This is a genomic window from Mesorhizobium sp. M0563 (assembly GCF_040321065.1).
In the GTDB taxonomy this organism is placed as follows: Bacteria; Pseudomonadota; Alphaproteobacteria; order Rhizobiales; family Rhizobiaceae; genus Mesorhizobium.
In genome coordinates this window covers 255,312-274,696 of record NZ_JAMYQV010000004.1, presented here as the reverse complement: position 1 = coordinate 274,696, position 19,385 = coordinate 255,312, and the positions used below count along the sequence as shown (strand labels likewise).

Below are 19,385 nucleotides of genomic sequence, written 5' to 3'. Positions count from 1 at the left end.
ACCGGCAGCTGGGAGACGAGCGCGATGAGCAGCACAAGCGGCGGTGAGGTCAGCATACGCGACCTGTCCAAATCGTTCAGCATCGGCGGGCGCTCGCTTGCCGTGCTGAGGACCCTCAACCTCGACATCCGCTCGGGCGAATGCCTGGTCATCGTCGGCGCCAGCGGATCTGGCAAGACCACGCTGCTGCGCATTCTTGCCGGGCTGGAGGCCGCCGACAGCGGCGGCGTCGCCATCGACGGCAAGCCGGTGCACGGCGTCGGCGCCGAGCGCGCGGTGATCTTCCAGGAACCGCGCCTGCTGCCCTGGCTGACCGTGCTCGGCAATGTCGCCTTCGGCCTCGAAGTGCGCGGCGTGCCGAAGGCCGAGGCCGAGGAACGGGCGCGCTTCTATATCGCGCTCGTCGGCCTCGCCGAATTCGGCGATGCTTTCCCGAGGCAGCTGTCGGGCGGCATGGCGCAGCGCGTCGGCATCGCCCGCGCCTTGACCGTGCAGCCCGAAATCCTGCTGCTCGACGAGCCGCTGGGCGCGCTTGACGCGATGACCAAGATCGGCATGCAGGAGGAACTGGCGCGCATTTGGAGCGAGGAGAACGTCACCATGGTGATGGTGACGCACGACCTCGAGGAAGCGATCTACCTGGCCGACAGGGTGCTGATCCTGCCCAAGGAGAAAGGCGGCGCGGCGCGGCTGATCGACATCGACCTGCCCCGCCCGCGCGAGCGCAGCGAAAGCCGCTTCGTACGCTACCGCGAAGAACTGCTGCGCGAATTCGGCCTGCACTGAAAGGCCCCCTACGCGATCTTGGGTTCCTCGCCCCGCAAAGCGGGGAGAGGTGGCTCGGCGATGCCGAGACGGAGAGGGGTCTTCCTTTTTTGAAATCCTCTCCCCCCGCGCTCTTTCCTGGAACCGGATTCCCCGCCCCCGCATTTCCTTAACCGGGAGGCGAAGGAGCGCGGCATGAAAGCTTTGTTCGCAATCTTTGGCGGCTTCGTCCTGACGCTCGCCGTATTCGCCAGCGGCCTCGCATTCGCCACCTGGCTATTGATAGCCAAGCCGGTGCGGCCGCCCGCCCCGGTCTCCAGCGTCGCCGAACTGTGGGCCAAGGATCCGCGCCCGGTAAACCCGGCCTCGCAGCGCCTCGAGCGCCTCCCGGCCCGCCCGGTTCCCGTTCGCACCTCGGAAGTTGATCGCAGCTCGAAACCCGCCGACACCGCCGCAGCTTCGACACCCGACACCACCGGCTCCATCAAGCCGGCGGTGGAAGAGCAGCAGACGCTGCCCGCCGCCCATGTCGAATGGTGCGCCAGCCGCTACCGCTCCTACAGGCCAGGCGACAACCGCTACACATCCTACAGCGGCCAACAGCGCCCCTGCATATCGCCCTATCTCGACGCCGCCGATGACGGCAGCTACGTCGAGGCGAGCGATACGTCGTCAGTGGAGGGCTACCCGCCACCGGATGAACCCGGCGGCGCCGAGTTCTCATCCGACCACGTCCAATACTGCTTCAGCCGCTACCGCTCGTACCGGCCGGAGGACAACAGCTATCAACCGTATTCCGGCGGGCCACGTCGGCAGTGCGAGTAGGCTGGCGCGCCGGATGGCGGGCTAGCGGACCGAAGGGCATGGTGTCTTGTGCGATCCCACCCTCGAGCGGCTAACCAACGATCACGCAAATTTTTTTGGATCGTTCGGATCGGCGCGGCGTTCATCCGACAGGCAAAGGAGGAATTAAGATGGGCGACGAGCGGGACGACAAGATTCGTGAGCGCGCATACCAGATCTGGGAACGCGAAGGCGGGATCCATGGCGATCCCGAGCGGCACTGGCACCGGGCTGAGGCCGAGATCGACAGGGAGGCAGCCCTGCCGCTGACGGCAGGCGATGCCCTGCCGGAAACCCGCGAGTTCGCGAGTTCCGACGTCTTGACGGTGGAGGCCCTGGCGGTGCGCACCGGCATATCGGGCGAACAGGCACAGGAGCTGATCGACAGGCTGGGCAACGACCGGGCGGCGATCGAACAAGCCGCGCGCAACCTCAAGGGGAAGCAGCGGCTCGGGGAGTGACAGATGATCAGAAAACTCAAAGACGGAAAATACCGCCTCTATTCGCGCAAGAAGGACGAAAAGACCGGCAAGCGCCGCAATCTCGGGACGTTTGACAGCCGCGAGGCTGCGGAGAAGCACGAACGTGAGGTGCAGTATTTCAAGAAGCATTGAGGCGGCGTTGGGCGTGTTGTCGCTTGCCAGGCAGCCGCGCCGGATGCCTGACGGAACCTGAGCCTGCGAAGACGGCGGCCACGCATCTCTGCGCCGGACAGTTTACGAGAACATGGTGCGTCCAGAAGCAGGTAACGACGCCCATCGCGGTCGCCCGCGGATTTTAGCACGGTATGCAAATTGTTCAGAACCGTACCTGATGCACCTCGCGCAAGCGGCATAAACCTTTCAGTGACGAAGCGTTCGCTTGCAATGTGGGCGATGCCTCCACTAGTTTCTGGCCAAATTGAACAAAACGGGAACAAAAATGTCAAGGGCGAATTGAATTCGCGTTCGCCGTCCGGCGCGTTGCGCACCACCGGGCCGGGCTGGTTGGGATAGATGTCGATGGAGGGTTCGAGATTGCCGAGGATGTCGCGGAAGGCGCGGGTCCACTGGCGGATGGCCTCCTGGCTGGTCGTGATGTTGTAGAGATTGCACATTTCAGGCCGCTCCCGGATGCTCACGCATCTTGTTGGAAACGGCCCGGAATTTCCAGCGCTGTCCGTTAGGTTGCTGACACGGCAGGCCGTGTCAGCAATGGCTGTGTGAGACCTACCGCGCCGATTGTCTCATAGCTTGTGCGGCGACTGCCGCCAGAAAAGCCCTCGCCGCGGCATCGCAGGCCGCTCGAGACGGGCCCTTGGCGAAAAGAAGAAGCTCGGCGGCTCGAATGTTGAGCCCGTGCTTCCTTGCGAATGTGGCTAGATCGTAAGGCTTGTTGTCGTAAGGCACGTCGTCGTAGTCGATCGTCAGATCGTAGTTTTCTTTCATTTTCTTCCTCCCGTTAGCGATCTTCCCCCCTCCTGTCCCTAACGCAAAATTAACGTCGATGGCGTCGGGCGAGTCCACCAATCAGAGATTGTGTAAAAAACGTACGAGCTCGGATGCTCGCCCTCGCCACGGCGCCGCGAGCAATCGCCGCGAGCCGGACCGCTCGAAAGAGCCGATTATGGGGGCACGTTGGAAAAGGCAGCCACGGCCTGGTGCCACGGGGTGTCCGCGACCCCTACCCTGCCTAATGGCCGTCATTTTCATCTTCCTGGCCCGGTCCGCAAAGCCGGCCTCGTTGGGTCAGCTAAAGAATAAATCCGGCTAATAACACCGTAAGGAGCAGTGACAGCGGAACAGCCGCAAGACACCAGATCTCCAACGTGTTGTTTTGCAGCGGGTCCATCGTCAGCCTCACTTTTTGGTTCGTCATTGTGACACTAACGGTTGGTCGGAGGTAGCGGTTCCAAGCGACGCTGTTCATAGAGCGCTGCCTGTGCTGCATATTAGCAACAGCTTGACGACCGCTGAGCCCGTACCGCTTGGAGAACTTCACTTGGCGCCGGTGGATGCGTATTCCGCAGGAATGCAAGCACCCCTCCGCAGCAGTCGTGCGGGATCGATCGCCGCCCATGATCAGCGCCGAGCCGGTCATGCCCCCGGAACCAATGACTGCGTCGACCTCCGGCCGAAGCTTCGCTACCGCCGAGCCGATCCGATGTTCACTCACAGCCAGCGATGCGCGTTTATAGGACCTAAGTCTGACCTGCCTGCGCAATGGTCTCGTGTACGGCCGGCGTCGGGAACAACTGCGGCCGTCTTCAGTTGATGGCGTCACCTCCTCGAGGAGAGATCGGCGCAGAATCAGTCCCTTCATGCGCTGATTAGGGTCCGCCTGCCATTGATGGATTTGGCAGGCGGACCCTTGGTTCTGTACGCTCCAGATCGAAAGCGGGTAAGCTCGGGATCACTCATCATCCCAGAAATTCTGCAGAGAGGCATGGCGGAGGGCTCCTCGCTCTGAGATGCTTGACCTGGCTTGACATCCGAGACGACCTCCCAGCGCGCGCACGCAGCGGGGGTCGCCCTCAGCCCTCCAGCACCTCGTGCTGGTAAAGCTCATCCATGCTGAGCGTCGCCAGCGCGGCGAACGGCGCCTGCTTTTTCACGCGGCCGTGGCTCAGGATGACGACGTCGTCGCAGAACGAGATGGTGCTGCGGTGATGGCTGATGACGATGGTGGTGCGACGGCCGGCGCGCGACTTGAGCGTCTCGACGATTGCTGCTTCCGACAGCCCGTCCACTGCATTGGTGGCTTCGTCGAGGATGAGGATATCGGGATCGCGCACCAGGGCTCTGGCCAGCGCGATCCGCTGCCGCTGTCCGGCTGAAAGGTTAACGCCGCGGTAGCCGACGACGGTCCTGTAGCCTTGCGGCAGTTGCTCGATGAAGCCATGCGCTTCGGCCAGTTTTGCCGCGCGCTCGGCGTCGTCGGCCGAGGCGGCGTCCTGGCCGTAGATGATGTTGTCGAAAATCGTGCCGTCGACCAGCTCCAGCTCCTGGCTGGCGAGCGCGATGTGCTTTCGCCATTGGCTGGGGTCGATGCGATCCAGCGGCGATCCATCGACAAGGATTCTGCCGCTATCCGGTTCGACGAAGCGGCACAAAAGATTGACGATCGTCGTCTTGCCGGCGCCCGAGCGACCGATCAGCGCGGTCGAGCGGCCGCTGCTTATATCGAAACTCGCCGCATGCAGCACCACCGCGCGCTGCTCCGAACCGGAATAGGTAAAGGTGACGTCTTCGAACTTGATGCCGTGGCTGAGACCGGGGAACGCTGCATTTCCCTGCGGCGGCTGGGGCTTATCGGACGAGTCCAGCATCCACGCCACCTCTTCAAGCGATCCGCTCAGGCCCTGCAGTTGGCTCCAGGCCATTTGCAGCGACCGCATATAGGGCTGCAGCCTGTAGAGCAGGATGACGAAGGCGACGATCAGCGGGAAGCTGACATTCGCCAACCAGGCGCCGATCACCACCGCCAGGAACAGCATGGCGTGCAGAACCTCGGTCAGCGGCGGCAACGCTCCCTGACGTGTCAAAAGCACGAACGCCGCCCGGCGCACCGCATCCGATGCCTGGTCGAATGCCGCCTTCTCTCGTTGCTCCTGGCCGAAGATGCGGATCAGCCGCCCGGCATGCACCAGATGCAGCATCTGCGATGCGAGTTGGCTGTTGCGGGAGGCGACGCTGCGGCTCGGCGCCTTCAGATTGGCGGACAGCATGGCGTGCGCGACCTGGACCAGCGCCAGGCCCAGCGTGACCAGCAGCGTCATCTGCCACGACAGGAGCAGCAGGAAGGTCAGCAGGATGATCGCGGCCGATGCGTTGACGATTGCTCCGAGCGTGATCTGGATGGCATCGGAGGCGCGCCAGGATTCGTTGGAGATGATGTTGAGCAGCCGTCCGGGGCTTTGCTGCAGAAAGAACGGGTAGCCTACCCTAAGCAACTGCTCCGACAGCGCGCTGCGGATCGAATGGCTGGCCTTGCCATAGATGAAGGTGGTCAGCAGCGTGTTGGCGTAGGCGAACAGGTTCTTGAGCACGATCGAGCCGAGGATGGCGACGGATATGACGATCAGCCGGTCGCGCTCGCTCAGGCTGGATCCGACATGCTGGAAGACGGCGGAAAAGCCAGCCATGCCGGTCTGCCCCTGCCCCATGATTATGTTCAGCAACGGGATGATCAGGCCGATGCCGAACCCCTCAAGCGCCGCACTGAGCAGCCCGAGCACCACCACGGCCGGAAGCAGGCGCAACTGCTTTTGCCCGAGCGCGCGGCGCAGCATCGGCAGGCTGGGCGGCATCAATCGCATGATGATGGATCACCTCGCCTCGGCATTTGCCTGTTGCTCCTGTCGCATTTGCGCCGGCTGCGGCGATTTCACCAGCGAAAGCACCGCGAACTTGGCCGCGCCGAGCAGATTCATGCCGATGATCGGCCAGTGCGACAGCTTGAGTTCACGGTCGAACAGAGGGCCTTTCCTCAGTTCGCGCAAGGCCGCCCTCATCGACCAGTAGAAATGGCGAAGCAGCCACGGCGCGTGGCGGATATGTTTCAGGCAAAGCCCGCCATTGCCCATGCTGTAGTCGCGATGCAGCTTTTCGATGGCTTTGCGGTCGCGTCGGCCGTGATGGTGATAGATGGTCATGTCGGGCACATATTCGACCGGAATCCCAAGCAGCACCGCCCGCACGAGATAGTCCGTATCCTCGGCGGAGCGCAGCGGGCCGCCGGCGCCGAACCGTTCGTCGAAACGGCCGATGCGGGCTGCAACATCACGGTGCATCGTCATGTTGCAGCCAAGCACGAAGCCACCGGGATGGACATCCGGCGTAAGCCGCGCGCGCACCGGCGACCGCTTGATGGTGAACGGCAGGTCGCGGGGATCGCCGATCTCGACGCGGCCACCACGGATGACCCGTTCGCCGGCCGAATAGTGCCGTTGCAGATCGTGCAGATAATCCTTGTGGACTGCGCAATCGTCGTCGACGAAGACGAGCACGCGGCCCCGCGCCCGCTCCAGCCCGGCGTTGCGCGCGGCCGCCAGTCCAGGTCGTGGTTCGCGAATAGCGGTGAACGGGATGTCCGACAGTTCGGCGATGCTGGCCAGCCGTTTGGCGGTGCTGTCGGTCGAGCCGTTGTCGACAACCACCAGCTCGGCGGCAAAGTCGGCATGGGCACGACACGCGGCCTGGATCGACCTGATACAGGGCTCGAGCACGGCGACGCGGTCGCGTGTGCAGACGATGAAGCTGACCGCCGGCGCCGGTCCATGCTGCGGCCGCGGCGACATGGCCGCCGGCACCGTCGAGTGGCCGCGCTGCTGGAGCTGGTGCGATTTGACGAACATGCGTTGCTAGCTCAACTGGTTCGAAGGCAAAACCGCCGCGGCCGGCACGGATTGCAGATACCGCGACAGGGCATCCACCTGCCTGGTGACCGACATCGAGGCGAGACTGAAGCGCGGCGCGAAGGCACCGGTGCGAAACACGTACTGCTCGCGGCGCCGGATGAGCTTCCATTTCGCGGTCCGCGTCAGGAATTCGTGCATCAGCAACGGCTGTCTTTCTCCCGATATGAGCTGATAGAGGAAGTAGAACAGGTTCAGCGTGCCGGCCTGGTAGCTCGGCCTCGCCTCGGCCGGCAGCGCGGCAATCCTTTCTTCCAGCGCAAGGATCCACTCGGCGGCACGGCGAACCGTGCCCATCGACAGGACCTCACCGATGTCGCGGAGGTCTTGCGTCTCTTCCGCGAGCCCCTCGCGCTCGAGGTTCTCGGCGACGATCTTCAAATGCGTCCTGCGCATTTCGCGCTTGTGCCTGTTGGTCACGCTGTCGTCATGGATACGATAGGCGATCAGGCTTTCGGGGATCATGGCCGCCGGGTAGCGGTCGGTCAGCCGCCTGAACAGGTCGAAGTCTTCGGCGTGCTTGTACCTTTCGTTATAAAATAGAACGCTCTCTTCGATGACCTTCCTGTTGTAGACGACCGTGGAATGCATGCAGATCGTGAAGAACATCGACAAGATGCGCAGGCTATTGTCCTGGAATATCGGATCGGGCGAACCCCTGACGATGCGGTTGCCGAGCAAGGTGTCGAAACCCGCGCCGCACAGCGCGAGGTCAGGCTGCTGGTTGAACAGCGCGACCTGTCGCGACAGGCGCCGGGGATAGGCGACATCGTCGGCGTCCATCCTGGCGACCAGATCGCCGCGGGCCATGGCCAGGCCTTCGTTCAAAGTTGCAATCAGGCCACGGTTTTCGCGTGAGATGATCGAGATGCGATTGTCGGCCTGGCGGTATTTCTGTAGGATCTGCAGTGAGTTGTCGGTCGAGCCATCATCGATGGCGATGACCTCCAGACGATCGTAATCCTGGCGCAGGATGCTACCCAGCGCAGCGGCAAGATAAGGTCCCGCATTGTAGGTCGGCAGCAGAACGGAGACTAAGGGAGCAGCCATTGGTCAGCCCCGACCGCTTCGTTGCAACTTGCGTGGCAAGCGCGATGCGCCATCAAGCGGCCTGCTCGGATATGCTCCTGCCGCGAGCCAACCGCTGTTGGTCGTATCGATGCCTGTCGGGAAGCCGGCTCGGCCTCTCCGGGCAACATAGGGGAAGTGGCGCTTTAGGCTGTTGAGCGGCTTCTCGAAAAGCAGCCATGAAACCGACGCCAGCATGAGCGTCACCGTTCCCGCCACCAGGAACCGTCCCGGCCCTTGTTCCGAGACGTTGAGCGGAATCCAGGGCTGCGATTTGACGACGAGCGACAGCACTATCGGATGGTAGAGATAAACGCCGTAGCTGATGCGGCCAAGGCCAAGCAGCGGCGGCAGTTCGAGACCTTTTCCGATATAGCCACCAACGCCTGTCGAACAGCTTGCAACGATGACCACCAGCGGCACGAGAGGCAGGATCTGCAACAGCAGCCAGAGGCCCCATTCCTGCAGCGGATTTGCCGGCGCCGGCGCAAACCACTGCAGAACGAAAAACGCCGCGGCGAGCCACGGCCAGCCAGCTCGAAGCCATTGCGGCAGGCCAGCGGATCTTGACCGGTAAGCGGCAAGCAGCGCCCCTGACGCCAGCGCGTCCATCGACGCCGGCGGCAGCAGGTCGCGCGACAAACCGGGTGTTCCCGCGATCGGCCAATAAAACCGGTAGGCCAGCGACAGCCCGATAACGGCGATACAGATCGCTTCGAGGCGCCGGCGCGGCGCCAGCAGCACGATCAACGGCCAGGCGATATAGAACTGCTCCTCGATGCTCAGGCTCCAGAAATGGCAGAGCAGCCAGGGCGTCCATTCATTCTGCGCTGCGTACCAGAAATTCGACAGATAGAGCGCGTGCCAGGCCAGCGATCCTCTCGACTGCTCCATGTCCGTAAGCCAGACGAAACCCAGCACGGCGAAATAGGGCGGGAATATCCGCAGCGCCCGCCTGATATAGAAGGATCTCAGCGCCGGTCCGGTTTCGAATTCGGCGGCCGAGCGGGCTTCGAGCAGCAGGCGGGTAATCAGAAAGCCGCTCAGCACGAAGAACAGACGTACGCCGATATGGCCCCAGAACGAGGATCCTCCGGCCGCGAAGAAGTGTGCGTACAGCACCATCGTCACGGCGATGGCCCTCAGCGCGTCCAATTGGGTGTCGCGCGCATTTCCCATTAGCGGCGTGCGCCGGCGGGACGGCGAAACTGCCAATCGGTCAACATAGCGGCGTCGTTCACGGCGCATTTCCAATCGGAAGCGCCCCCCTCACGCAGGATAAGGCGCCACCATTGTGCAACGCAACACAAAAAGTTGACATATTTGAAACAGGAACGTGAGGCGCGGCTAATAAAAGCCAAAAAACAGCGGGAACCAGCCCGAATTGTCCATTTTTGACGATTTTCGCGCGCTGCCTTGGCCCGTCGATATCGGCGGCAGGGTGCTGCGATGCAGCATGTTCGCCGCCATCACGGAACGCGTGAAGCTGATCCGTTCGATCGCCGCCAGCGGCACTGGCGTCAGCCTCGTCACACACGATCTCGCCACGGTGCGGGCGCTGGCCGACAGGATCGTGGTTCTCAGCCTCGGACGCGTGGCCTATGACGGATCCGCCAGGCACTTGAGCGCCGACCAGTTGTGGGGCCTCATGGCGAGCGGCACCCTCGCATCCGCCGGGCAGTAGAAGGCGTTTTGAAGCGGGGACCCGCTTCGCGCGAGCTTCCCGCCTCCGAGCGACAATTACGCCTCCTTGCCGGCATTCGCGAGCGCCACTGTGCGACGCTCCGGAAGCCCCATTCCGACGAGCGCGCCGGCGAGCGAGAGCAGCGCGGAGACGTCGATTGCCGCGGTGAAGCCATCGCTGAACGCGTCGGTGGACGAGAAGCTTCCAGTGCCGGCGAACACCGCACCGGCGATCGCGATCCCGGATACGCCGCCCAGAAAGCGGAATGTATTGAACGTGCCGGCAGCCTTGCCGACCTCCGGCCGCGCGACCGCATTGAGGACCGCATTCTGCGCGGCAGGCATGGCCATCGACACGCCGGCACCGGTAATGATCAGGGGCGCGACTAGCTGGATGTAGGGCAGATCAGGTGCTGCGATCTGCGCCAGCCAGGCCATTCCAGCCGCTTGCAGGATCAATCCGGCCACGACAAGCCAGCGCTCGCCGACGCGGTTGATCAGGCTGCCGGCGATCGGTGCGACCACGAAAAGCGTGGCGGTCCAGGGCAGCAAACCCATGCCGGCGCCGAGCGGCCCACGGCTCTGGGCAAACTGCAGAAACTGCGGCAGCAGGAATACGAGGCCGTACATGGCGGCGCAAAGCAGGAAATTCGCGCCGACGCCCGAGGAGAATGCGCGCGCCTGAAAGAACCGCAAAGGCAGCATGGGCTCACGGGTACGCAGCTGCCAAAGGACGAATGCGATGGCCAGAAGCAGCCCGGCCGTCAGCGCCGACAGCACTTCAGAGCTGCTCCAGCCCACGATGTTGCCGCGCATCAGACCCCAGACCACTCCAAATGCCGCCGCAGTCACCAGGGCGACGCCGAGGACATCGATTGCCGTACCCGGCCCGTGACTCTCCGGAATCCGACGCATCACCAGCGGGATGAGAACGATGCCGACCGGAACATTGAGCCAGAAGATCCAGTGCCAGGAGAGGCCTTCGGAGATCGCCCCGCCCGCCATCGGACCGATGATCAGGGCCAGGCCGGTGATGCTGCTAAAGAAGCCCAGCGCCTTGCCTCGTTCCTCCGGGGGAAAAGCGACGCTCAGCAGCGCCATGGCCAGCGGCATGACCATTGCGGCACCCGCGCCCTGAACCGCACGGGCCGCAATCAGCAATCCGGCATTTCCAGCGAGCGCGCAGGCAACCGACGCTGCGATGAACAACGCCAATCCGGCAACGAGCGTACGGCGGCGGCCGAACCGGTCACCGAGCGCAGCCCCGGTCATGAGCAGGACGGCAAAGCTCAAATTATAGGCGTTCATCGTCCATTGCAGCGTCTCCAGCGAGGCATCGAGTTCGACCCGCATCGTGCTCAATGCGGTCGCCACGACCATCGCATCGAGAACGACCATCAAGGAGCCTATCGACGTGAGGGCGAGAACCCAGACCTTCGTTGATCCCGCACTTTGCTTGCTCATGATTATGGCGCCTCCGGCTTGAACAGATGGCCCACCAGTCTCGCGGTCCCATGATCCAGAGACGCGGAGGCACCACCAAAGGATTCCAGCTAAAGAAAGTTTTTTTCGACCGAATCCTTTTGCCATCGTCGAGCGTCTATAAGACGCTGCGCCTGATGGCGGGCGCGCCTGCCCTGGGAGATACGCAATGAAATCGATCCTTGTGCGATGACCGGATCCGCATCCGGTGCGCCAGAAGGACGGGAGCCATTTGACCGGCTGCTCGGCGAATTGCGGCCGAAACTGCATCGCTATTGTGCCCGCATGACCGGTTCGGTGATCGATGCCGAGGATGTCGTCCAGGAAGCTACGGTGAAGGCGCTCGAGGCGTTCCCCGGGACCGGGCCGATAGCCAATGTCGAGGGCTGGCTGTTCCGCATCGCGCATAATGCAGCACTCGACCACCTACGCCGCCGTACCAGGTTGGATGCCGCGCATGTCGTCGAGGATATCGATATGATACCTGACCCCGGCATGTCGGCCGAGGGCCGGCACACTGCGGCCGCAAGCCTGCAGACCTTCATGCGCCTGCCCGCGGCGCAGCGTAGCAGCGTCATTCTCATGGATGTGCTCGGCTATACGATCGAAGAGATCGGCAACATTATCGACAGCAGTGTTCCGGCGGTGAAAGCCGCACTGCATCGCGGCCGTCTGCGCCTGCGCGAAGTCGCCGGCGAGCCTGACGATCGGCCTGTGCCGGTGTTGGCCGAGCCCGAGCGGGCGCGTCTGGCAGCCTATGTAGAGCGGTTCAACGCCCGCGACTTCGATGCGATCCGCGACATGCTGGCCGAGGACGTGCGGCTTGACCTCGTCAACCGGCTCCGGGCGAGCGGCCGCACGAAAGTGGGCCGGTACTTCCACAATTACGCGGGTATCCACGACTGGCGGCTGCTTCCGGGCCTGGTGGATCGGCACCCAGCCATTCTGGTGATCGATCCGGACGACTCGGCCGGAGGGCCAAGATACTTTATCCTGCTGGAATGGGCGGGCGACAGATTGGCGAGAATTCGCGATTTCCGCTACGCGCGCTACACGCTTGACGGCGCCGAGGTGGTGCCTCTGCGGCCATAGCAATTCGCTTTTCATAATGCCGAACAAGCACTGCCAGATCGCGGCCGCTTGCCATCCAAGCGGCCGCCCTTTTCTGCTGATCCGGCTTTAAGCCGGTTGCAACTCCCGGCGCGGCAGCGGCGGGAAGGCGATCGCAATCGCCATCGCGCCAAGCCCGACAAGGGCCGAGCCGATGAACAGCCAGGAATAGCTGGCATAGGCATCGAACACCATGCCGCCGGCGAGCGGGCCGAAAGCCATGCCGAGGCTGGACAGCATGGTTACGGCACCGAACACCGTGCCGAGGATGCGCTGGCCGAAATATTCGCGCGCCAGCACCGCATAGAGCGGCATGACACCGCCATAGGTGGCGCCGAAGATGACGGCGAGCGTGTAGAATTGACCAAGCTCGCTGACCGCCAGATAGGCGGCGATGACCACCGCCTGTATGGCCAGCCCGGTGATCAGCACCGGCTTGACGCCCAGCCGATCGGCAAGCACGCCGTAAAGCAGCCGGCCACCCAGCCCTGCCAGGCCCTCGATGCTGTAGATGCTGACCGCCGCCATCGGCGCTATGCCGCACAGCATCGCATAGCTCACCATATGGAAGATCGGCCCCGAATGCGCTGCGCAGCAGGCAAAGAAGGTCAGTCCCAACACGATGAATTGCGGCGAGCGCAGCGCCTGCGGAACCGTCATGCCGGCACCCTCGGCGGCAACGGTTGGGGCAGCGCCGTCGGCAGCGGGCTGGGGCGGCTGGCGCACCAGAAGCGCGGCCGGCAGTAGCAGCATCCACGCGGTTATGCCGATATCGAACATCGCCGTGCGCCAGTCATAGGCCGAAATCAGCCAGCGCGCGAAGGGCGAGATGGTCATTGGCGCTACGCCCATGCCGGCCGAGACCAGCGAGACCGCGAGGCTGCGGTTCGTGTCGAACCAGGCGGAGGTCAGCGCGATCATCGGCGCGAAGAAGGCGCTTGCCGCGAGGCCGACGAGCACGCCATAGGTCAGCTGGAAAACGAGCAGCGAGCCGGTGCAGCTGGCCAGGACCAGCGCCAGGCCAAGCAATACGGCGCCGGTCATGACGACGATGCGAGCGCCGAAGCGGTCGTAAATGGCGCCCCAGGCGAAGCCGCCGAGGCCCATTACCAGGAAGTTCAGCGTCATCGCACTCGATATGCCGGCGCGCGACCATTGTGTGTCGAGCGCCATCGGTTCGAGGAAGATCGCCAGCGAGAACATCGCCCCGAGGGCGACACAGGTCATCAGCGCGCCAGCCGCGACGATAACCCAACGATAGGGAAGGCTCATTTCACTTTTCTCCCATGCCGGAAGCGTTGATACGGCACGACCTTTTCGAGCTTCGCCGAGCCGCTTGCGTCCGAAGGACGTTGGAGACGTTTTGAATCCGACAATCTGGTTGCATTTTTTATCCAGTCAAGAAATTGCGCCGCTCAATTGCTCCATTGCATTGACCGTGCACCGTCCTGAGCTAGATTTTCAACCTGGCGATCAGGAGCTGACAGGCATGGAACTTCATCGCGGCCGTCTCATCGACCACGTCCAGCTGGTGGTCAGGGATCTCAAGACCAGCCGCCGCTTCTACGAGGCGGTTTTCAAGGTGCTCGATATTCCGATCGGCGGCAGCGCCGAGGATTATTTCTGGGCCGACGAGCTGTTCATTTCCAGCCCCGACAGCCCGGCAGCCCAGGGAAAGCTGACGGGGCGCCACCACCTTGCCTTCCAGGCAAAGGACCGCGCCATGGTCGACGCCTTCTACAGGGGCGGCCTCGATGGCGGCGGCACGGACAATGGCGCACCGGGCGAGCGGCAGCACTACCATCCCGGCTACTACGCCGCCTTCCTGCTCGATCCCGACGGCAACAATATCGAGGCCGTCCACCACGGCCCGGCCAACCGCAGCGCCGAGTCAGTGAAGATTGCGTTCTGAAGATCGGGTGATGGGGCAAGAATCTTGCTTGCGACGGCGTCGGATCGGCTGCGGAGGTCATTCCGCCCTGCGCTATCGCATCAGCGCCGCCATCTGGCCCGCCAGGAAGTCGACGAACAGCCGCGCCCGGACGGGTAGCTGTCGCCCATACGCATGGACGATGTACACCGGCATGGTCGGCATCGCCACCTCGGGCAGGATGCGGACCAGGCGGCCCGTGTCGAGATCGTCCTGCACGGCAAACCGCATCAGATGCGCGATGCCGGCGCCGGCAAGTGCCGCATTGCGGATGGCACCACCATCATCGGTATCGAGCCGTCCGTCCGGCACGATCATCGTACCGTCGGCAAAAGTGACGGGATAGGGCCGGCCGGCCATCTGGTAGCGGACGAATTCGTGGTTCGGTAAATCCTCGACCGATGCCGGACGGCCGCGCCGCTCGACATAGGCCGGTGAGGCCACCAGCACGATCGGCAGATTGGCGATCTTGCGCGCGATGAGCCCGGTGTCCGAGAGCTGCCCCATGCGCACTGCAACGTCATAGCCTTCGCGGATCAGGTCGGCGTGGCGGTCGGTGACGCTGAGCTCTAGTTTGACTGCGCCATGCCGCGAAAGGAACGCCTGCGCCCATGCCGCGATCAGGCCGCGGCCGAGTTCGACCGGCGCTGTGACGCGCAGCAGGCCGCGCGCTGTATCGGCCAGCTGGACGATGTCTTCGGCATCGTCCAGCGCCCTGAGCAGCGGCGCCACGCGCTCGTAATAAGCGATGCCTTCACTGGTCAGCCCGAGCCGGCGCGTCGAGCGCTTGATCAGCCTGACGCCCAGCCGCCGCTCGAGCCGCGCCACGCTTTTCGACACCGCCGATGGGCTGGAGCCGACCAGCCGGCTGGCGGCATGGAACGAGCCGGCATCGACCGTGCGGACGAAGGCGACGAGACCGGCGGTCTTTTCGAGGATGGTGGTCATTCCGGAATTCCAGGCACGAAAGAATGGATCATGATGATCCTAATACGATTTCTGATCATCATTAAATACCGCTCATCATCGACAAAGGAGAGATTTGATGAGCAAGCTGAACGGCAAGGTCGCCATCGTCACCGGCGCCTCCAAGGGTATCGGCGCTGCCATCGCCAAGGGTCTTGCCACGGCCGGCGCCGCGGTGGTCGTCAACTACGCCTCGTCACAGGAAGGCGCCGACCGCGTCGTCGCCGAGATCGAGGACCGTGGCGGCCGCGCCGTCACCGTCCAGGGCGACGTGTCGCAAGCGGCCGACGTGCGCCGCCTGTTCGAGGCGGCGAAATCGGAGTTTGGCGGGCTCGACATCCTGGTCAACAATGCCGGCGTCTTCGCGTTCGAGCCGCTGGAAGCGGTTACCGAGGCCGAGTTCCACCGTGAGTTCGACACCAATGTGTTCGGCATCATTCTGACCACGCAAGCAGCAGTGAGCCATTTTGGCCCGGGCGGCGGCAGCATCATCAACATAAGCTCGGTTGCCAGCCGCAATCCGCAGCCGAACTCGCTCGTCTACGCCGCCACCAAGGGAGCGGTGGACACGATCACGCTGTCGATGTCGCGGGAGCTCGGCGCACGCAACATCCGCGTCAACGCGATCGCGCCCGGCGGCATCGATACCGAAGGCCTCGCGCGCATCGGCATCGTCGGCAGCGAATTCGAGAAGCAGATTATCGCCATGACCCCGCTCGGTCGCTTCGGCCTGCCCGATGACGTCGCCCGCGTCGCGGTGTTCCTCGCCTCCGACGAGGCGTCATGGCTGACCGGCGAGCGCATCACCGCCTCGGGCGGCTGGCGATAGGCATGGAGGGGCGCGGACCTGCCGTTTCACGGACCATGCCCCACGCCGCGCGACGTCGAGGACCACCGCAATCGATGACGACAGCGATCTAAGCCCTATGTTTCAGCGAGGGGGAAGCGCCGTGCGCTATCGATGACGGCGAGATGCCAGGGAGGTAACGGATGACGGGCGACGAAACAGCAATCCGAAAGCTGGTCGAGACGTGGATGGATGCGAGTAAGCGTGGAGACATCGCGACTGTCCTCAGCTTGATGACGGACGATGCGATCTTCATGGTTCCCGGCCGGGAACCCTTCGACAAGGAGATCTTCGCGGCGGCCGCGCAGGAGACGGCCGGCGTTCATATCGACGGCACGAGCGATATCGTGGAACTACAGCTTCTCGGCAATTGGGCCTTCATCCGCAGCCGCATCGACATGACCGCGACCCCGCCGAATGGCGAGCCGGTCCATCGATCGGGATATGCGCTGACGCTCCTGCGTAAGGAGCCAGATGGTGAGTGGCGGCTCGCGCGCGACGCTAACCTGCTGACCCTGCAAGGCTAGAGCCGGTCTCCGGCATCTCTGCACCAGGAGGCGCGCTAGGGGGAGCGACAAGGTGGCGAAGATGCGTTCAACGTCGCCCTGAACAGCATTCCCCTCCTCCATCTGATTACACCGGCAAGAGGGCGTTCGGCTTGACATCGGCGATGGAGGCGAAAGTGTGCGTTTCGCGCACGCCGGGCAGAGGCAGGATGACCCGCTGCAGGAAATCCTGGAACACCGCCATTTCAGCGATCCGCGCCTTGACCAGATAATCGAAACCGCCAACCACCATATGGCACTCCAGAACCTCCGGAGCTTTCGCCACGGCTTCGGCGAAGCGGTCAAAGACATGCGGCGCCGTGTGGTCAAGCCTGACCTCGATGAACACCAGCGTTCCCCTGCCGACCTTGCGCGGATCGAGCATAGCCCTGACCGCGGTGATGAACCCGTCGCGGAACAGGCGCTTCACCCGCTGGCTGGTTCCGGTCGGCGACAGCCCGACACGCCCGGCAAGATCAAGCGTCGTCCGGCGCCCATCCTCCTGCAGCAGCCGGAGCAGGCTGCGGTCTATCTGGTCGAGATCGTCCATTCACAATCCACTCTATCTCAGGGATTTGTGTGCTTAATTCACGCACAGATGCCAAAATCAACGTATTTCATCACATAAAACCTCGCAATAGCCTGCGCTTCCCTCACCCACTCAAAGCAGATGTGGTGAGCCGATTTCGACGAACACAGGAGTGCAGGATGACCAAGGAAGCGTGCAGCCCAGCCGGCAAGAGTGCGGCGGAAATCAGCAAGGGAGCGACCGAGATCCTGGTGCTGAGCGAAGCCGACGTGATGGCGTGCATCGACCTCAGCCAGCTTCTCGACGTTCTGGAAGACGGCTTCAAGGCGCTGTCACAAGGTAAGGTCGTCAATCCACCCCGACCACAGCTCGACATCCCCGGAGCCGGCTACAGCCTCGCCATGCCGGCCTGGATGGAGGACATGAACCTGACCGTCAAGATCGTCAATGTCTTCGAAGGCAACCTGGCCAAGAACCTGCCCAGCCATCTCGCCACCATCAGCCTGTTCGATCCGCTGTCCGGCCTGCCGGTCTGCATCATGGACGGCACCTTCATAACCGCGGTGCGAACCTCCGGCTCCGCCGTGCTGTCGGTGCGCGCGCTTGCCCGCCGGGATGCCAGGATAGCGACAGTGATCGGCGCCGGCGTGCAGGCCAACCAGCACCTGCATCTGTTGCCGCTGGTGCGCGACTTTGCCGAAATCCGGGTCGCTTCGAAGAGCTTCGACGATGCGGTAGCGCTTGCCCGGCTGCATCCGTCGGTGGTGGCGGTCGCCGACCTCGAGGCGGCAGTGCGCAGTTCGGACGTGGTGTGCCTGGCGACCCACTCCTACCAGCCGGTGATCGACGCAGGCTGGGTCCAGCCGGGCACGCATGTCTCGTCGGTCGGGGTGGCGCCGCCCGGCGGAGAAATGCCGATCGAGCTCATCGGCAAATCCAGTCTTTTTGTCGAAACCAAGGATGCGTTCAAACCGACCCCGGTCGGTTCTTGCGAGCTTGCCGGCTTCGACCCGGATTTCGGCACCGAGCTTGGCGCCATGCTGCTCGACCGCGCGCCGGGTCGCGTTTCGAATCAACAGATCACCACCTACAAGGCGATGGGCATTGCGATGGAAGACATGGTCGCCGCCGACCTCGCCTATCGTTGCGCCAAGCGTCTGCGCAAGGGAAAGCTCATCGTGCTGTAGGCGCGTGCCGCGAGCCAGGCGGGTTCGACGTTGCTGACAATGGCGCTTTCGTGGGAGCGTTGGGGCTAAAGGCCGGCCCCTCAGGCCGGCTCGCGCTTCAGCGCCTGTGCCATGCAGTGGATGCCGCCGCCGGTCTTCGAGATCTCGCTCATATCGATGGCCGCGACCTCGAAGCCGCGTGCCTTGAGCTGGCCGATCAGCGCCTGGCTGGACGTCGGCGCGATCACCCTGTCCTTGCCCAGCGACATGAAGTTGCAGCCGAGCGCCATCGTGTCCTGGAACGGCACGTCGATGATCTCGTGGCCCTTGCCCTTCAGCCAGTCGACGATGCCCGGCTCCGTGCAGGCGAGGCAGACGGCGGTCAGCTTCTCGGCGATCGGCACCACCATCAGGTCGATATGGACGTAATATTCGTCGATGAACGCGATGCGGGTCTCCCAGCCCTCCTTGTCGAACCAGGCCTGGACCTGGCGGGCGCCCTCCTCCTGCGTGCGGGCGCCGCCGCACCCGATCAGCACCACGCCGTCCTCGATGACGTTGAAGTCGCCGCCTTCGAATGTGCCGGCGGTGACCATGTCATAGATCGGGATGCCGAGCTTCTCATAGGTGCGGATCGCCGCGTAGTTCTCGCCGCGCCGCCACCAGTTGGCCATCGCGGTGATGATGACGCCATATGGCGTCATCACGCTGGAATCGCGTGAATAGACCTGCATCGGCAGTTCCGGCGTCGGCTCATGCCAGTGGATGTTGACGCCGAAATGCTCATAGGCGGCGACAAGGTCCTTGTGCTGCGCCTGCGCGATCTGGACATTGCAAGGCGCCTCGCGCAGATGTTTTCGCGATAGCGAGCTGGTCGAGAGATGGCGCAGGAAATTGGGCGAGCCGAGCAGCACGTCGGTCAGCACGTCGGTCTCGTTGGCGAAGCCCCAGGCGGTCAGCTTCTTGGTGCCGCCGGCCGGGTTGCGGCGCTGCAGCGAAAACGGCTCGGTGACGATGCGGTCATGGACGGTCATGGGTTCTCCTCGTGAAGGGGCG

The 19,385-nt window shown here is 63.5% G+C and carries 19 protein-coding genes and 1 pseudogene; 9 read left to right on the top strand and 11 right to left on the bottom strand.

All coding sequences use genetic code 11. From position 1 onward, the window contains the following. Positions 1–24 precede the first annotated feature (24 nt). The 3 genes from NKI50_RS08590 to NKI50_RS08580 all read left to right on the top strand — a co-directional run bounded on the left by NKI50_RS08590 (position 25) and on the right by NKI50_RS08580 (position 2,069). The gene (locus NKI50_RS08590; protein WP_023722373.1) at positions 25–786 is read left to right on the top strand and encodes an ABC transporter ATP-binding protein; all 762 of its coding nucleotides are present in this window, start codon (positions 25–27) and stop codon (positions 784–786) included. Between the two features lie 174 nt (positions 787–960). After that, positions 961–1,590, top strand: coding sequence for a BA14K family protein (locus NKI50_RS08585; RefSeq protein WP_023722374.1), 630 nt, complete (start codon positions 961–963; stop codon positions 1,588–1,590). Between the two features lie 149 nt (positions 1,591–1,739). Beyond that, positions 1,740–2,069: a DUF2934 domain-containing protein gene (locus NKI50_RS08580; protein WP_023722375.1), complete on the top strand. Its 330-nt coding sequence runs from the start codon at positions 1,740–1,742 to the stop codon at positions 2,067–2,069. Positions 2,070–2,548: 479 nt separating this feature from the next. Here NKI50_RS08580 and NKI50_RS08575 read toward each other — a convergent pair. From NKI50_RS08575 to NKI50_RS08550, 6 genes and pseudogenes are all read right to left on the bottom strand, one after another. Beyond that, positions 2,549–2,704, bottom strand: a pseudogene (locus NKI50_RS08575) (SOS response-associated peptidase); the annotation flags it as partial. Positions 2,705–2,816: 112 nt separating this feature from the next. Next, complete coding sequence (locus NKI50_RS08570) at positions 2,817–3,035, bottom strand: hypothetical protein (protein WP_051409764.1); 219 nt, start codon at positions 3,033–3,035, stop codon at positions 2,817–2,819. 1,085 nt (positions 3,036–4,120) lie between these two features. Beyond that, positions 4,121–5,905: an ABC transporter ATP-binding protein gene (locus tag NKI50_RS08565; RefSeq protein ID WP_502897778.1), complete on the bottom strand. Its 1,785-nt coding sequence runs from the start codon at positions 5,903–5,905 to the stop codon at positions 4,121–4,123. A gap of 9 nt (positions 5,906–5,914) precedes the next feature. Then, positions 5,915–6,886, bottom strand: a complete 972-nt coding sequence (locus NKI50_RS08560; RefSeq protein ID WP_031195092.1) for a glycosyltransferase family 2 protein — start codon at positions 6,884–6,886, stop codon at positions 5,915–5,917. A 63-nt stretch (positions 6,887–6,949) separates the two neighbouring features. Continuing rightward, on the bottom strand, positions 6,950–8,053 hold the full coding sequence (locus tag NKI50_RS08555; RefSeq protein WP_023722381.1) for a glycosyltransferase family 2 protein: 1,104 nt from the start codon (positions 8,051–8,053) through the stop codon (positions 6,950–6,952). A gap of 3 nt (positions 8,054–8,056) precedes the next feature. Further along, entirely contained in the window at positions 8,057–9,250 is a 1,194-nt protein-coding gene (locus NKI50_RS08550) for an acyltransferase family protein (protein WP_352481688.1), read from the bottom strand. A 205-nt stretch (positions 9,251–9,455) separates the two neighbouring features. Here NKI50_RS08550 and NKI50_RS08545 point away from each other — a divergent pair, with 205 nt between their 5' ends. Then, on the top strand, positions 9,456–9,755 hold the full coding sequence (locus NKI50_RS08545) for a P-loop NTPase family protein (protein ID WP_352716200.1): 300 nt from the start codon (positions 9,456–9,458) through the stop codon (positions 9,753–9,755). Positions 9,756–9,811: 56 nt separating this feature from the next. Here the strand turns inward: NKI50_RS08545 and NKI50_RS08540 are convergent, their stop codons facing one another. Beyond that, positions 9,812–11,218 carry an MFS transporter gene (locus tag NKI50_RS08540; protein WP_352716197.1) on the bottom strand — a complete coding sequence of 469 codons (1,407 nt, stop codon included), beginning with the start codon at positions 11,216–11,218 and terminating at the stop codon, positions 9,812–9,814. A 207-nt stretch (positions 11,219–11,425) separates the two neighbouring features. On the opposite strand from NKI50_RS08540, the gene NKI50_RS08535 reads away from it, so the two are divergent. Next, positions 11,426–12,328: a sigma-70 family RNA polymerase sigma factor gene (locus tag NKI50_RS08535; protein WP_352494429.1), complete on the top strand. Its 903-nt coding sequence runs from the start codon at positions 11,426–11,428 to the stop codon at positions 12,326–12,328. A gap of 87 nt (positions 12,329–12,415) precedes the next feature. Here NKI50_RS08535 and NKI50_RS08530 read toward each other — a convergent pair whose 3' ends face one another. Beyond that, a complete protein-coding gene (locus tag NKI50_RS08530) occupies positions 12,416–13,618 on the bottom strand; it encodes an MFS transporter (RefSeq protein WP_352641000.1) in 1,203 nt (400 codons plus the stop codon). 208 nt (positions 13,619–13,826) lie between these two features. Here NKI50_RS08530 and NKI50_RS08525 point away from each other — a divergent pair, with 208 nt between their 5' ends. Beyond that, a complete protein-coding gene (locus NKI50_RS08525) occupies positions 13,827–14,258 on the top strand; it encodes a VOC family protein (protein ID WP_352481717.1) in 432 nt (143 codons plus the stop codon). Positions 14,259–14,330: 72 nt separating this feature from the next. On the opposite strand, the gene NKI50_RS08520 is transcribed toward NKI50_RS08525, so the two are convergent. Further along, positions 14,331–15,224, bottom strand: a complete 894-nt coding sequence (locus NKI50_RS08520; RefSeq protein ID WP_023722389.1) for a LysR family transcriptional regulator — start codon at positions 15,222–15,224, stop codon at positions 14,331–14,333. A gap of 97 nt (positions 15,225–15,321) precedes the next feature. Between NKI50_RS08520 and NKI50_RS08515 the strand changes: the two genes are divergently transcribed. Together NKI50_RS08515 and NKI50_RS08510 are read left to right on the top strand one after the other, a co-directional pair. Continuing rightward, positions 15,322–16,071: an SDR family NAD(P)-dependent oxidoreductase gene (locus tag NKI50_RS08515; RefSeq protein ID WP_352716193.1), complete on the top strand. Its 750-nt coding sequence runs from the start codon at positions 15,322–15,324 to the stop codon at positions 16,069–16,071. A gap of 161 nt (positions 16,072–16,232) precedes the next feature. After that, the gene (locus NKI50_RS08510) at positions 16,233–16,616 is read left to right on the top strand and encodes a YybH family protein (RefSeq protein WP_023722391.1); all 384 of its coding nucleotides are present in this window, start codon (positions 16,233–16,235) and stop codon (positions 16,614–16,616) included. Positions 16,617–16,722: 106 nt separating this feature from the next. Here NKI50_RS08510 and NKI50_RS08505 read toward each other — a convergent pair whose 3' ends face one another. Then, positions 16,723–17,184 (bottom strand): Lrp/AsnC family transcriptional regulator, encoded by a 462-nt coding sequence (locus tag NKI50_RS08505; RefSeq protein WP_023720584.1) that lies wholly within the window; start codon positions 17,182–17,184, stop codon positions 16,723–16,725. 158 nt (positions 17,185–17,342) lie between these two features. Between NKI50_RS08505 and NKI50_RS08500 the strand changes: the two genes are divergently transcribed. Then, on the top strand, positions 17,343–18,350 hold the full coding sequence (locus NKI50_RS08500) for an ornithine cyclodeaminase family protein (RefSeq protein ID WP_352716190.1): 1,008 nt from the start codon (positions 17,343–17,345) through the stop codon (positions 18,348–18,350). Positions 18,351–18,430: 80 nt separating this feature from the next. Here NKI50_RS08500 and NKI50_RS08495 read toward each other — a convergent pair whose 3' ends face one another. After that, a complete protein-coding gene (locus tag NKI50_RS08495) occupies positions 18,431–19,363 on the bottom strand; it encodes a dimethylarginine dimethylaminohydrolase family protein (RefSeq protein WP_023720586.1) in 933 nt (310 codons plus the stop codon). Between the last annotated feature and the right edge of the window lie 22 nt (positions 19,364–19,385).